This window comes from Vibrio floridensis (assembly GCF_021852965.1).
Lineage (GTDB): Bacteria > Pseudomonadota > Gammaproteobacteria > Enterobacterales > Vibrionaceae > Vibrio > Vibrio floridensis.
This window is the reverse complement of the sequence record NZ_JAKGCY010000001.1, coordinates 534088-548469: the sequence shown is the minus strand read 5'-3', so window position 1 is coordinate 548469 and position 14382 is coordinate 534088. Positions and strand designations below refer to the sequence as shown.

Annotated in this window: 14 protein-coding genes and 1 pseudogene; 3 read left to right on the top strand and 12 right to left on the bottom strand. The window is 41.5% G+C overall.

Features of this window, described 5'->3' with window-relative positions:
* Positions 1-8 precede the first annotated feature (8 nt).
* From LZU85_RS02265 to LZU85_RS02245, 5 genes and pseudogenes are all read right to left on the bottom strand, one after another.
* Entirely contained in the window at positions 9-1388 is a 1380-nt protein-coding gene (locus tag LZU85_RS02265; RefSeq protein WP_237286262.1) for an alpha-amylase family glycosyl hydrolase, read from the bottom strand.
* A 438-nt stretch (positions 1389-1826) separates the two neighbouring features.
* A pseudogene (locus LZU85_RS02260) lies at positions 1827-1919 on the bottom strand (universal stress global response regulator UspA); the annotation flags it as partial.
* Between the two features lie 13 nt (positions 1920-1932).
* Positions 1933-3213: a hypothetical protein gene (locus LZU85_RS02255; protein ID WP_237286261.1), complete on the bottom strand. Its 1281-nt coding sequence runs from the start codon at positions 3211-3213 to the stop codon at positions 1933-1935.
* Between the two features lie 482 nt (positions 3214-3695).
* Positions 3696-4832 (bottom strand): hypothetical protein, encoded by a 1137-nt coding sequence (locus LZU85_RS02250; protein ID WP_237286260.1) that lies wholly within the window; start codon positions 4830-4832, stop codon positions 3696-3698.
* 49 nt (positions 4833-4881) lie between these two features.
* Positions 4882-5466: a hypothetical protein gene (locus LZU85_RS02245; protein WP_237286259.1), complete on the bottom strand. Its 585-nt coding sequence runs from the start codon at positions 5464-5466 to the stop codon at positions 4882-4884.
* Between the two features lie 180 nt (positions 5467-5646).
* Here LZU85_RS02245 and LZU85_RS02240 point away from each other — a divergent pair, with 180 nt between their 5' ends.
* Positions 5647-6660 (top strand): hypothetical protein, encoded by a 1014-nt coding sequence (locus tag LZU85_RS02240; RefSeq protein ID WP_237286258.1) that lies wholly within the window; start codon positions 5647-5649, stop codon positions 6658-6660.
* A gap of 72 nt (positions 6661-6732) precedes the next feature.
* On the opposite strand, the gene LZU85_RS02235 is transcribed toward LZU85_RS02240, so the two are convergent.
* The 3 genes from LZU85_RS02235 to ppiC form a co-directional block, all read right to left on the bottom strand.
* The gene (locus LZU85_RS02235; RefSeq protein WP_237286257.1) at positions 6733-7956 is read right to left on the bottom strand and encodes a hypothetical protein; all 1224 of its coding nucleotides are present in this window, start codon (positions 7954-7956) and stop codon (positions 6733-6735) included.
* Positions 7957-8304: 348 nt separating this feature from the next.
* Positions 8305-8730: a universal stress protein gene (locus LZU85_RS02230; protein ID WP_237286256.1), complete on the bottom strand. Its 426-nt coding sequence runs from the start codon at positions 8728-8730 to the stop codon at positions 8305-8307.
* Positions 8731-8966: 236 nt separating this feature from the next.
* Positions 8967-9245: a peptidylprolyl isomerase PpiC gene (gene ppiC / locus LZU85_RS02225; protein ID WP_176297053.1), complete on the bottom strand. Its 279-nt coding sequence runs from the start codon at positions 9243-9245 to the stop codon at positions 8967-8969.
* Positions 9246-9411: 166 nt separating this feature from the next.
* On the opposite strand from ppiC, the gene LZU85_RS02220 reads away from it, so the two are divergent.
* Entirely contained in the window at positions 9412-10335 is a 924-nt protein-coding gene (locus LZU85_RS02220; protein WP_176297052.1) for a chemotaxis protein, read from the top strand.
* Here LZU85_RS02220 and LZU85_RS02215 read toward each other — a convergent pair.
* From LZU85_RS02215 to hutW, 4 genes are all read right to left on the bottom strand, one after another.
* Positions 10332-10883 (bottom strand): ATP:cob(I)alamin adenosyltransferase, encoded by a 552-nt coding sequence (locus LZU85_RS02215; RefSeq protein WP_237286255.1) that lies wholly within the window; start codon positions 10881-10883, stop codon positions 10332-10334. The genes LZU85_RS02220 and LZU85_RS02215 overlap by 4 nt on opposite strands.
* Before the next feature lie 105 nt (positions 10884-10988).
* A complete protein-coding gene (hutZ, locus tag LZU85_RS02210) occupies positions 10989-11519 on the bottom strand; it encodes a heme utilization protein HutZ (protein WP_072610918.1) in 531 nt (176 codons plus the stop codon).
* Positions 11520-11557: 38 nt separating this feature from the next.
* A complete protein-coding gene (hutX, locus tag LZU85_RS02205; protein WP_072610919.1) occupies positions 11558-12061 on the bottom strand; it encodes a heme utilization cystosolic carrier protein HutX in 504 nt (167 codons plus the stop codon).
* A gap of 39 nt (positions 12062-12100) precedes the next feature.
* Complete coding sequence (hutW, locus tag LZU85_RS02200; RefSeq protein WP_176297049.1) at positions 12101-13474, bottom strand: heme anaerobic degradation radical SAM methyltransferase ChuW/HutW; 1374 nt, start codon at positions 13472-13474, stop codon at positions 12101-12103.
* 161 nt (positions 13475-13635) lie between these two features.
* Here hutW and LZU85_RS02195 point away from each other — a divergent pair, with 161 nt between their 5' ends.
* On the top strand, positions 13636-14382 hold the full coding sequence (locus tag LZU85_RS02195; protein ID WP_237286254.1) for an energy transducer TonB: 747 nt from the start codon (positions 13636-13638) through the stop codon (positions 14380-14382).

Genomic DNA, 14382 nt, shown 5'->3' with positions numbered 1-14382 from the left:
ACGTTATCTCAACACATCATCAATGCCGTTTTTGCCGCAACGACAATGTCAATCTTGCCGTTCATTGGTAAGAAATGCTTGCCCGTCAACATATCTTGAAGAGGACGCGCTAGTGGTAAGGAGATCGTTTGTTTCCGCGCCGACTTGTTGATCACCACAAAACCACGCTCACCACGGCTGAACACCAACATATCATCATTCCCTTCCAGCACCTTCATTGGCTCGCCATGAAAACGGTTGTGGAATGCAATCATCTGTACCATTCGCGGATCATGCCAAGCGTCTTTCCAACGCGGTTGCCCATCCTGGTTAAGTATGCCGCTCGTATCGAGATCGGTGTAAATCAGAGGTGTTCCACCATCACGCCCCAATACATAGGCGTAAGCTAGCCACTCGTTCTCTTCCTCCAACACTAAGTTGGCAAACACATCATTGTTGGGAATGTCATGTGTGGTGACAAACGTAATTGCGCGCCGATTCGACAACGCCTGACCAAAACAGTAAGGGTCTATCAAGCTTTTAAAGCTGCCTTTCGCGGCAAAGGCTTTAAATAAGGTGCTAAAAAGAGGGAAATCGTACGCACCGAGACGAGTCTCTTGTAAGTAAGGTTGCAGAAAGAGTTCATACTCCTCTTCCGTGGCTCCCCCATCGGTAATGATTTCACCGAAGATATGCATGCCCTGCGTAATGTCTTCTGTCCACACTTGCTTGATATGCTCTAGCGTCATGTGCTTTGCTGCATCAATGCGAAACCCTTTGACACCCATCGCCTTCAACGCCATTAAGTAATGACGCTGCTGGGTGATCACATGCTCATGAACACGTAAGGTCGGTAAACCGGGATCGGTCGGGCCACCGCTGATTCGACCATTCTGCACTTGCCACTTATCTTTCCAATCTTGAATGCCGAATGCTTCAACAAAATCTTCTTCGGTAAATAGAGGCTCAGAGAGATCACCAAACAATCGCTGGCTTTCATAATACTCAGGATCGCACATGTACTCTTCGAGCACGGTTTTGCTTGGGTAGTTTAAATCCGCTCTCTGTTTTGCTTCATTCGCCATATGATTAAACACCACATCCGCATAGACCCAAACACCACAACGCTGAAGCTCAGTCACCATGTTCTGAAAATCAGTGGTGTTGCCAAGTGCGTTATCAATCACGCGGTAATCTTGTGGCTGGTAACGCTGCCACCACTTGGGTGATTTGGCGCTGCGTAACGGCGGTGAAACAAGCACTGAGCCATAACCCAGCTCTTGAATTTTTTGTGCCTGTTTAGCGATATCGGCATATTTCCAATCAAATGCATGCAAAATTACGTTGGCTTTGCTGGTCGGCAAAGCGTGTTCTGCTTGATTCATTTTCTTCACGTCACCTTTCGTCATCGTTCTTTTCTGTACGAGTGAATTCAATGACTGAAATTATAAAAGGAGTCTGCTCGCCGCCCTCCCCCTTTGCAAACAAGTTGTAAGGGTGAATGGAAAGGCGTAGTGACTCATTTTCATCAGCGTATGGTGGAAAAGTCATGAGCCATTTAATGGAGACAAGAATAAAAACTTAGTTAACGTACTGTTTTAAATATTAAAAAGCCAAACTCATCTCTATGTTTACCACCTCTTTCCATACGCCTTTATGCCAAAGCTAACCCAACGTTCTCCCCTTGCTGCATTTTCTCTTTTCCTGTCCATCAACCAGAAATGCTGCACAAGTCACACTCGGTGAGAATACAAAAATCGATTTTCGACTGGATGATGCTTTGCTAGCCACTCACCACAACAAAAAAGCCGCCTGTTTAGCAGGCGGCTCTTAGGATCATGGCTTGGCTAATCGAAGATTGGCACCACCAAAATATCTACGGGAGATTTGTTCACCAACGTTTTTGAATACGAGATGATCTTGCTCCAGAAGTTATGGTGAAGAACACCCGTACTACTGGATCTGTCCAAACATGACTCTGTTCTCTCTTAGATCCCAATTGTAAATTTTTTCTACGTAAAAGAAGTTTCCATTCGGTAACATATAAGGCTGCCCTACTATGAATGGAATTCGAGCTGAAGGTACATCCACCTCTAGTTTGCTAACCGTATTGTTCTTGCTGTCATAGTAACAAGGCAATCCCAAGTCATCTGAAAGGATGTAAATACCATCTTTCGCCAAAGCAATCGCTGACATAATATCATGGTAATTACTGGATTTAGTCACTGTCCATTGCAACTTCCCTTCATCAATATTGTATCCACCAACTATATATTCTAAATTACGACTAATATAACTAGGAGCGGGATCCCGTGCGACAAAAAATATGGTATTTAGTTGTGGATGATAACGTAGTGTTGTTGCAGCAATACTACGAACTGGACTGCCTAATGAATCATTAACGTTTATATCAACATAGGTTTTTTCTCTACGAGGATTAACAATGACAAAGCTAATTTGACTATCATTCTGATCAGTTACCCCATACCAATAACCATCAACTAACAATCCTGCCGTCTCATTTATGTAGGTCGCATATTCGCTATAGGATTTACTATATAGTTTATCGAATGGTAAGCCACTTTCATGAATATCATCACTTGCATCATTGTTATTTAGGTTGGCAGCATAGGTCCAACCTATATTACAAGTATGATTAATTGTATAAACCTGATTACATGCTGGTTCACTTAACGTTACTTTTATGAATTCAGGAGCACCATCAACGCCAAAATTCATCATCCAATCTTGAAAATTATCACTTCCATCTTCATTTACACCCAAGATTGTAGAAAAATAGTAATCTCCTTTTTTTTCTACTGGAGCAGTTATTTCTCTATAGTAAAACCCATTGTCTGTCATCGGCACTATGTCTCTCGATGAATCTAGAGGTAAATTAGTGTATAAACCTTTACCATACTGATGTCGGTCGAAACTATAAGTGGAGCGTTCACCATCAGGTCGAAGTAAAACAATATCAATAAATTCAGCTGTCAGATTGTCTGACCAATGATAAATCCCATTTTCATTGGCAAATAGATAACCGTCAAGAGATGTAAGCTCTCCATTTATTTCAGACAATGATTTCAACTTGCCAATTTTTGTCTCGTTGGTTTTATCAGAACCAGAATCTGAAATTGGAGCATTGCTCTCACCACCACCACCACCACCACCACAAGCAACCAAGAAGAAGCAGAGAAGGGACACTCTTAGGGTGAACATAGTTTTCAACATATTCAGTCTCTCCATAAATATCAATGTTCAATTAACCATAGCTATCTTTCACCTTATATAAGGAATAGTAAAACAAGTAATCAAAAAAATGACAATTATGTAGCACTATCAACATAGTTGATGTATGACATCTAAAAAAGTAACTAGTTACTCTTTACTTAAATCGCTCAATAAAATAGAAGATATTTTTTCGCATAATTTTATCTTCACACCTAAATAAAGTGTGTTTAACAGATAGCAGTCATAACATGATTAAACATCAAACAACATATAAAGAGTGCCTATGAAAATCAAAACCAAATCATAATGGCTTTGTTGCTCAATAGTTAATTTACGAAGAGTCGGAGCTAAAATTCAGAAAAACCAATCGGAGACTTTACCCATCTGCCAAGCGATAAGGTTTTAAGTGGTTATTATTTTACGCAACTAAAATAATCTTGCGACAAATATTTAGCTGATAGCACAACAATTTCATACAGTAGTCACCTGTCCATATCTTCTATCTTATCGGGTGGAAATCTATTTATTTTTCCACCAAAAAGTTGAGATCTATCAGATATATTTAGCTTATCTTTTACTTTAGACCAACAATTATGTGCAGTGCTCTTAGCGATATTGTATTTTTTCTGAAAATCAACGACCCTTCCCCCTTGAGCAAGTACCTTAACTAAGTCTTTTTCCCTATTAGTCAATACATCACTCTCCCAAATTGGTGTGTTTTCTAATTGTATAGAGCAGATATCATTAAAACTCAACAGTTTTAAACCATGATCTTTACCAACAATATCGACATGGTTATTTAGATTAGTAAGATTAAAATGATAGTCTCCAAGCTGAAATGATTCCGTTTCTTCACACCTTTCGAATGAACTTTGCAATATAAACATAAACTGTTTACTTAACAATTTATTGCGAATAAATATTTTTCCTGATTTTATTTTTATTGGAAAATCATTCTCTTTCAATACGTTTTTTGCCTGCTCACTAAACGCTAAAACTCTGCCAGTTACATTAATGATAATCTCAGCCTTATCACTACGTTCTAGGAAGAATGCCATTGGTTGAGAAACATTTGGTAAAGTGTAACTTTTTATTAGAGCATACCATGCTGTTTGTAATATTGTCTTACTTTCACTAAGAAGATCAATGCAATACTTTCTCACTTCAAAGTCGTTGACATCAAAAAACAAGTTGACAGCAACCCAATAATCTCCGTCCCTGTATATATCCATTACTACAGTATCGGTAATTTTTTGTGGTTCTAACCATTCATAAAGAGGATGTTTTTTAAGCTCGTTAAGCGGTAAATAACTCGATAAAGCGTACGGTTCAGTCGATAGAAAGCGCAACTCAATTTCGGTCCATGGATCACTCTCAGCATAATGGCTTTCATACTCCATCATCTGATGTTCAGTGAAGCCCCTTAAAAGCGGTTTAGAAAGTTCTTCAGGTAAGTTTTTGGGAAGCATTAGCATTCCAGTATTTACCTCTCTTTGGAGAATAATCCCTTTTTTACTTCCGGTTTCCTGTATGAGTACATCCAGCACATTCCCCCATTTAGTTGGATCACTCAGCGTTTTCCGTAAAGCTCGCTCAATTTTTTTCTTACTATCAATCATTCCATTCTTCACACACAATTTTTGCGACAGAAAACTGTCGCTCGGTCCATTACATTTTTATTATCATCACGCCATTGTTAAGGCTCTTATCACAATCAAAATATTCAGATATCTCATATAAAATCTCAAAGCCATTTTTCTGATATAAAAACAATTCAGGATCAATTGAGAAGCCATCTGAACGTTTTTGTTGGATGTAAGACCTAACACTCTCACCAGTTTTATTAAACCAGTTTCTATACCCAGGAACTCTACTGCCCAATGCTAACAGTGCACACTCTCCAGTTTGAATGAATGCACTGTAGACATATTCGATCATTGACGAACCAACACCACATTGTTCTCCGGCCATCCCAATTCCATAGAGAATATGACCATTAGATAAATGTGTTTTAATACTGAGCCCATTGTCTGTTTGTTGATACCAACTATCAGCACAAATGTGGGACACTTTTTGTACAGCAGCGTAACCTACAACTCTGTCCTTGTCGTCCAAAGCGATCACACTTCCTCTAGGAAATGTTTCAAATCGTGACAAAACTAGTTCTTTAGTTGCACCTTGTGCCCCCCAAACTCTTTTTTCTAAAGCGACCACTTCCTCTGTACGATTTAAAGAAAACTGTGTAACTCTCATATTTGATCTCCTGTGAATTTTTACAAATATTCTAAAAATTCAAACCGAGATAATCGAGGTACAGCAACAGTACAGTCCTAACCGTAAGTTACTGATAGTAGTACTGTACTACTAGAGTACCAATACAGAAATGAGAACCAAAAGTAGCTTGTTTGAGTCATTTCATAACGAGATACTCTAATGGACCTATCTACATATCATTTCGATGCGTTTACACAACAGTTCTATCATTTTCAAGAGAAACAAATTCTTAGCCAAGGGACCTTATTAGTGCCCGGAGGAGGATGTGTTTACTGGCGTTCTAAAAAAGGAGCCGCTTGCACTTTTTGCTCTTTCCCTCAACTGACTAAAACTCTCAATGGTTCTAGGGAAACCAATTATAAAAGCTGGGCATTAAAAGGAGATGTCTACAAAGCGATGCTGAGTTATCACCAACCGACCCTCATAGATTGCCAACGACTGACCATATTCAATGGCGGCAGCTTTTTTCCAAGAACTGAGCTCCCAATTTCGTTCCAAGAAAGTGTATTCGATTATGTTTCACGGCATCACTCGATAACAGAGCTGCTAGTAGAGTGTTACCCAAATTTTATACACAAAGTCGATATTTTAAGAGCCATAGAGCAACTTAATGGTAAACAGCTGGTTATAGGTATCGGATTCGAAAGCCAGGACGACTATATACGGAACCAACTGCTCAATAAGGGAATATCGAAACAACTCTTCGAACAAAAAGTAACATTACTTAAAACTATGGGGGTTAAGGTCTATGTCTATGTTTTTCTCAAAGCACCAGGACTCAGTGAAATCAAAGCAATGCACGAAGCTCTCGATACTATTTCTTATTTAGTAGAGTTAGGAGTGGATGAAATTGCCCTTTCATGTGCATTTGTTAGCGAACATACACCTCTCGAGAGAGAATTTTTAAGAGGGCATTTTACTCCTCCTACCCTGTGGAGTATCGCTGAGATTCTCAATCAGGCTAAACAAAAAGGGTGGCCACTATCATTGGGACGTTTTCATGACACCCCTACGCCTATCGCTATTCCAGCGAACTGCAAGCGCTGTAGTCCGATGATTTACGATATTTTTGAGCACTATAGGGTAACTGGAGAGTTTGAAATTAAATCAATGCCGAAATGTGATTGTAAGAATGCTTGGCTTAATGAAAATCAGCTTCATTTGAAAAACTAAGTCAATAAAACGCGACTCTCAAATGCGGCAGAAAATACGCTGCCGCTGAAAATTTCGCTATCGACATAAAAGTTAAAGATTCCCAGTAACTCTAGAGAATAGAAAGTTAGAGACTTTAACTGGATGAGCACTGTTAGGAGATTTCATTGAAAGCGATACGCTACTGCCAACCAAAGTTCTTAAATGTTGTTCAGCGTTTTTTCCACGAACATCTTCACATGCTATCCACAAACTAAAGTTATGATAGCCAGAGTGCAAGCTGCTCGTATAATATAAATTTAACTTCTCGCCCAGACCGATAGGCACCGTCCAATTCTTTATATCATTACCTATACCAAGCGAAATTAGACAATCCCTCCCGAGCTGATTAATTAGATGATTTCCCGCCGTATAGTCGAGTGAAAATACATGTATACCAGACTCTGTTACTTTTATTTGACCAGAATATAGACTACCGACACCTCGATCACTAATCATCGCCATGATACGTGGACTCTCTTTAATTTGATTAAATCCAAAACGTTGCAAATCTTCGACTACATATTCACCAATTATATCTCCTGTCGGTATTGATGGAGGAACATTGTATTCATTTCCTATTAAGTATATTTGGTTGACAAGTCCGGGAAAACGTTTATCACTAGCCACTAACTTCGGCTGAAGTTTAGTATCAGATGGCTCTACTGAGTCAAGCATTGTGATATTTCCTTTGAGTCCCACATTAGTATTTTCCTCAGTTTGTCCTTCAAAGGCGACTTGTTCTCCACTTTTCCCGCCAGAAAAAAACAATGCTAGACTGATTATTATTAAAAGCGAGCCGCCTATAAAAAGATAACTCCTATTGCGTTTATCTGGATGGCGTATAGACGCAGTAGACACTTGTTCAGTTTCTTGTTTTTCTTTTCCAATCCTATCAGATTTGGGAAGAGGTGTTCTGGGCAAACTTTCGGCATTTTTAAATGCTTCAAGCCATTGTTCTGCTAATGCTTCATCTTCGCAAACAGCCGAAATCAGCGCATGCCAAGTATCTAAATAGTCATACTTCCCATTGGGAAATCTGTTACCTTTCCCTGACTTAAACCAGCTGTTGTATGCATTCTCGTCAATTGAATTGACGAGATCAAGAGTACCCACTTCCTCGGCAAACTGGCTAAACGTTTTGAATGTTATCCTACTTAACTGTTTGAACTCTTTAAACCATTCAACACTATAGGTATGAACACTAGGTCCAACACAGATAGTTTCAAAATCAACCCCACGTGCTAGCTCTTTCACCACAGATGGTTGCCATTTCACACTTTCACTCCTTGAAAATAATCGACCCTTCACATTAAACATCAACATATCTTATTGATGTTAGATGATTTTCTAATCTTATGTTTCAAGTCACAAAACCGCTAAAACCAATCGCACGAATAAAGCGAACTGTATTTATATAACTGTGTAATTCAATATCTCCACACTAGGCAAACTATTCCTCCAAATTGGCGTTAAAAGACTTGTATTTTGATTTTCACCACGAAATCTAATTACTTTTATCAAGCGATGGGAAGAATGTACGCATTTATGCATGATTTCACACGGAGTTAAACTCAGACAAAAAAGCCGCCTGTTTAGCAGGCGGCTCTTAGGATCATGGCTGGGCTAATCGTAGATTGGCACCACCAAAATATCCACAGGAGATTTGTTCACCAACGTTCTTGAATACGAGATGATTTTGCTCCAGAAGTTATGGTGATGACCGCAGATAAGTAGGTCAACTTCGTGCTCTTTGATGGTGACTTCAAGTTTGTCGCCTAGATCGCCAGTCCCGACAAAAAAGTGCTTCAATGGGTGTTCCATATAATCGCTAAAGCTTCTTAAACACTCCATTGAATGTTCTGTGAGCGGCCTTTGCGTCGGATCGACATTCAAGTCGACGAGTTCACGATAAATCTCCCCATGAGTCCCATCAATGTGAATAAAGGAAATCTCTGAACCAAAGTAGCTCGCCATTTCAACGGCTCGGTCAATCAGCACGGTGCTGTCGTCTGAAATCTCCAAGGCAACCAAGATATGTTTGTATTTCATAGCCTCACCCTTTTGCGCAATGCGTTATCTTTAGCATAGCGATCTCTAACGAAAAAAGTGTCGATAAGATCCCGAAATAGCTCATTTTTTATCGAGGGATGAGAGGCAATTTCCAAAAGCTATAAACGCAGAAACGCAGCCATCTGGCTGCGTCTTAACTTGATTTATTTGCGATACCCAACCACTTATTGTTACCGGCCGCGAATACAGCATTCAATCAATAGCAAGGTAGGGCATTAGGTTCTGTACAGCACTTTCAACACGTGCCAACCGAACTTGGTTTTAACTAAGTGTGGCGTCAAAACTTCACCGGTAAAGCAAACTTTATCGAACTGAGGTACCATCTGGCCACGTTTGAACTCACCAAGGTCACCCCCACGTTTACCCGAAGGGCAAAGTGAATGCTTCTTCGCAAGCACATGAAATTTCGCTCCTTTCTTCAACTGAGCGATAATATCTTCCGCTTGCTCTTTATGCTTCACCAAAATGTGAATCGCTGCTGCTGTGTTGGCCATCAAACACCCCCTAAAATAAAAAACGCGCAAGTGTAACCTAAAGGCAGGAATCGGTCATTAATTTGATCTAAACACACGACCATACGCTTTAACTTTGCTTTAGCCCTTGCTGGACTAGAATTATAAAGTAAGATTGAAGCGTAGAAATAGATAACAAGGTATCACCATGGCTAAAACCCCAAGTAAAGCAAATCAGTCGCAAGGAATGCTGGTGTTCAAACTGAGCCTAAAGCAGAATTTTGCCATTGGTACGCTCAAAGTTAGGGAAATCGTGCCATACCTACCCATGACACAATTGCCCTATTCTCATCGTCATGTCATCGGCACCGTTACAATTCGCAACCTGACGGTTCCTGTCATCGACATGTCAGCAGCGATTGGCTTTCGCCCCATCGACAAATCAGAGTACAAAAATAGCTATCTGATCGTAACAGACTGCTTGCGTACTGTGGTGGCATTTATGGTGCGTTCGATTGAGAAGATCATTGATTGTGATTGGCGTTCTATTGAAACACCTCCAGCAAGTGCAGGCCACAATATCTTCGTTACTGGTATCACGCGCTATAATAACGAAATTGTTCAGATGCTCGATGTGGAGTTGCTCCTCTCAAAGATCTACCCGCAATTCGAGAATGCAAATATTCCGATGCTGACGGATGTTGAGCGCGAAAGACTCAAAGCGTTAAATATCCTGCTAGTGGATGACTCTTCCATCGCACGTAAACAACTCAGTGATGCGCTCGACGGTATTAACATCGGCTATCAGATCTGCAAAAACGGCCTAGATGCCCTGCAGTTAATGCGATCTGAGGCAGGCCGAGGTAAGCCAATTGATCTTTTAGTGAGCGATATTGAAATGCCAGGCTTAGACGGCTATGAGCTTGCCTTCGAAGTACAGAACGATCCGCAGTTGAATCGCTCTTACCGCATTTTACACACTTCTCTTTCGAGTGAGATTTGTGTTGATAGAGCTCACCAAGTCGGCGCACATGAAGCACTGTCAAAGTTCAATGCTGGTGAGCTAATAGAAGCCATGCTTCGCGGCGCTAAATCGATTGAGCAGAATAAGAAGAAAACGGCCGCAGTTTAACGTTGCGACTTGTCGGGCGATGGCATTGAATAGCTTTTACTGACAAACTCGGTTTCTTGCACCTGATAATATTGATTGGTGTAAGAAGCCAAGGCATACATGACGTTTGCTAATAGATTGCCATAGCGAAATAAAATCGCTTCGGGTGATTTCTTCGCCGAATGTTCAATCATCACCAATGCTCTCACCACCTTCTTTGCTTGGCATCGGCATAGATGTAACTGGGCAGACACCGCATGGCCGCCCGGTAGAACAAAGCCAGCAAAGCCACCACTTAACTCTTTGCGTAGTATTTGATAGTCCTCTTTAAGTTCAGCAATCATCGCCTCATCAATGGCCAACTTTCCTCGCACGGAACCATTTAGGTGATAAATGTTCGGTTGAACTCGCGTCAGAATATCACGAACAAGATCCGGTAGTTCCATGGTCAGCAACAAGCCAACTCGACTACAAAGCTCATCGGCACTGATCTCAAAATCACAGACAGGACTGTCTTCATAAATAAATGGGTAGCACAGTTCATCAAGCTGCTTGGTTACAGGTTTCATTATTCGTTTTTTCGCCATTGAAAAAGGGAGTCAGTATAACTGAGCTCCCTTGTTTTTGTTGGAGAATTTAAGTTGGAGAATCTGACGCGTTCAAACTTGCTTCAGTTATCCGTTGGAGATCTGACGATGCCCTTCTTGAAGGTGAACAAAATCAACCAGATCATCTCCCGAAACTTGATACGCCTGACCAAAGCCTTTTACAAACAGGCCACGCTCAGCTTTCAGGTTGAACAACACAAAGTCCTCTAGCTGGCTAAGCCCTGAGACAATCTCTCCGAATCGAGCTTCCATTTGCGCAATCACTTGATGCCAAAGTTCACTATCACGCTCAACGACACAGGCAATTGCATCAAATGTAAGACGCTTGCGAGCAAACAGCTGCTTTGCCGATTCTTCATCTTCAATCATCATCAAAGACACTTGCGGGTTTTCAAGCAGGTTACGTGCATGACGCGCAATTTTCGAGATCAAAACAAAGTACCCTTCTTGATTCTGTACAAAAGGCGCATAACTCACGTTTGGACGACCATCCGAATCTACCGTCGCAAGTTGCAACGTTTGACGCTCGTGACGAAACTCTTTGATTTCCGGCTCTAAGCGACCTTGTAACCGTTCTTGTTTTACCTGCTGATCCATGACTCTCTCCTCTATTAATTATTTTTATAACTGCGAACTTATTGCGCGAACTCGGTTTTCATTGCGTGAAAGCGACTCACTTGCTCTGGAAGCAACTCACGCTTTTCATCGCGACCAAGATAAATCTTGAAAATATTTTCGCCACTCTCAGAGAAAAAACCAAAGTAGTGGCTTTCTTTGCCCATAAATGGTTTGCTCACGAGAGCAATCGCCGCGACATTATCCAACTTTAAGTGACCATGTAACTCACCTTGTTTGCCCATCAGGTTGTAGTAGCCTCTTGCCTCTTTTCCTTTTGGAAATGGCGCTTTTACTTCAAAAATCGAACCAAAGGCGTGAACAATCGTCGTCACAGGGCCGAAATCGACTAAGTTTTCTAAGATGGATTGCGCTAAACCACCATCGACCATGGTGGCCATATCGTTCGGTAGAGCACGTACAATCTCCAGCTCTGATGTTGCTAGACGCTCTGCCATCGCTGCAGGTAATAATGTCGGCTCTTGCTGAAGAAGTTCAGCGACTTGAGTATGTAAAGAGTTCATTGATATTCCTATGTTTTTATTTTTGCGCTAGACGTTGGGTTACAAAGCAATCGCGTGTGTTTGTTCAGCGTTTTGGTATTCTGAGCTTAGTATTTGAATACACGCTTGTGCCAAGGAAACGGACCAAAAACTGCCCGCCAACGTCAATGTGGCACTACGCTCATTCAGCTCAACCAACCCTCTCTCTTGCCAAAGTCGGAATAGAGGTTGAAGAAAATCAAAGACGTTGTCGCCCATGAACTCAGGCAACTTATCAGCCATCACAACGCCACGATCAAATCCAGATTTGAGCGCGGCGAAAATCGCTTCCAATGGATGTTGCTGAGTCATCATCATTAATGGCGTTTGCCCTTGCTCAACCATCGCCATATACGCCTCTAGGCTTCGATGTTGCATCATGCCAAATCCGCCGATGGAACCACCAGCACCACAACCAATAGGGAGTACTTCTGCATACGTTTTCGCCAAACTGTTATACAAGCTTCGTTCTCGATTGTCCGTTGCCCAGTGATTCACACTTAACTGTTTGAGGTGGTGTTTCTGCATAAAGTTCACCCCAAGCTCATACATACTCGCTTTCTGTGGCGTAGTTGCTGGCGGAGGTAATTTCCCTTTTTCCACGAGATTGAGCATCGGTGCAGTACCACCTATCACCAATTGATAGAGGTCTAAACCATGTGCGCCAGTGGAGAGAAAATCTTGCAAATCTTGCTCAAGTATTTCGCGCGTTTGGTGCGGCAGTCCGTAGAGTAGATCAACGATCACTGGTGCTTGATCGTAACTCGCCAGTTCGCTTAGCCTGGCAAGCACTTGTTCTCTATCATCTAGACGCTTTGCACTGCGGCGAACCACAGTATTAAAGCTCTGCACACCAAAAGAAAAGCGGTTAAAGCCTCCCTGAATCGCACTGTCATACATCTCGTCCTTGAAGCGATTAATGCGACCTTCCAATGTAATTTCACAATCCGCAGAAAGGGGAAATCGAGAACGTATCGCTTCACCTAGCTGTTTTACTTGTTTGGGAGAAAGATCAGTCGGCGTCCCTCCCCCAATATACACCGCATGAAAAACACCGCTTTGCGTCCAAGGAAGCGCTGCTTTCTGCTCTATTTCCTTCAACAAAGTATTGAAGTACCCATCAACCAGTTGGCGACTTGCTGCATTTTGGAAAAAGTTACAGAAGGTACAACGCACGCGACAAAATGGAATGTGGATGTAGAGGCAGCGTTTATTTCTCGACACTTCATCATTAGATGTAAGCATCCGAAACCGTTCACCCATTTGTGTCTGGGCGATTGGTCTACTCATTCCACCAGCATGTGCTGAATGTTTTTGAGCAAAAGCAAACCTCAGTGGATCTGGACTATCAACACCCAGAATAGATTGATCATACTTATTTAATTTAAGCGTCATACTCACTCGCTTATTGCCCGCAGAATAAGGCTTAGCAGGCAGATATCTAAAACTGTTTGGATCATAAAATTAGTTAAATGATAATGCAATTGATAATTGATATTATTTGCAATGTGAGTAATAATCTCGCCCAGATTTTAGATTTTCGGAAACACGACATCATGAATTTGCCCAGATACGTTTTTGCGGGTTCGCTCTCTCTGATGTTGCACGCTGCTCTTCTCTCTGCTGAAGAGCCTCAAATTCAATTGCAAACGAACACTGGTAGTGAATCTCCCACAGTGGCTGTCAATTTGGTTTCTCGCCCAACCCCAGTCAAACCTGTTGAGAAACAGTCACCCCCAAAAAAGACGCCTCAACAAGAAAAGCCGACAGAGCAAAAACCATTGCAAGAAAAAAAAACCGAAGAGAAACCTTCACCGGTGAAAAAAGTGGTTCCGGTGGAAAAAAGAGCGGTGAAAACAGAGCCCAAACAACCTATCACAACACCGAAAAAGAAGACCGAGACAACGGAAAACATGACTTCAAAATCCGTTGAAAAAGAAGTTAAAAAAACACCGGATAAAGAACAAAAACAATTGGAAACGCCACCTCCAACACCAATTGCACAAGGCGCAACGAGCAAACCTGTATTGATTGAAAAACCAAGCTTCATGCAAAAACCTGTGCAGCCCAAATACCCGCGAGTTGCCCAAAAACGAGGGATTGAAGGCACCGCATTGTTTGAAATCTGGTTAGATGAGCAAGGCCACCTAGTTAAGCTACTGCTGATTAATTCTAGCGGTGCTCAAGTGCTTGATGACGCAGCACAAAAGGCAATTAAACAGTGGCGATTTTCGCCGCACAGCGAGAATGGCATAAAAATGCCGTCACGCGTTAAAGTTCCCGTTCGTTTTTCTTTGGAATAA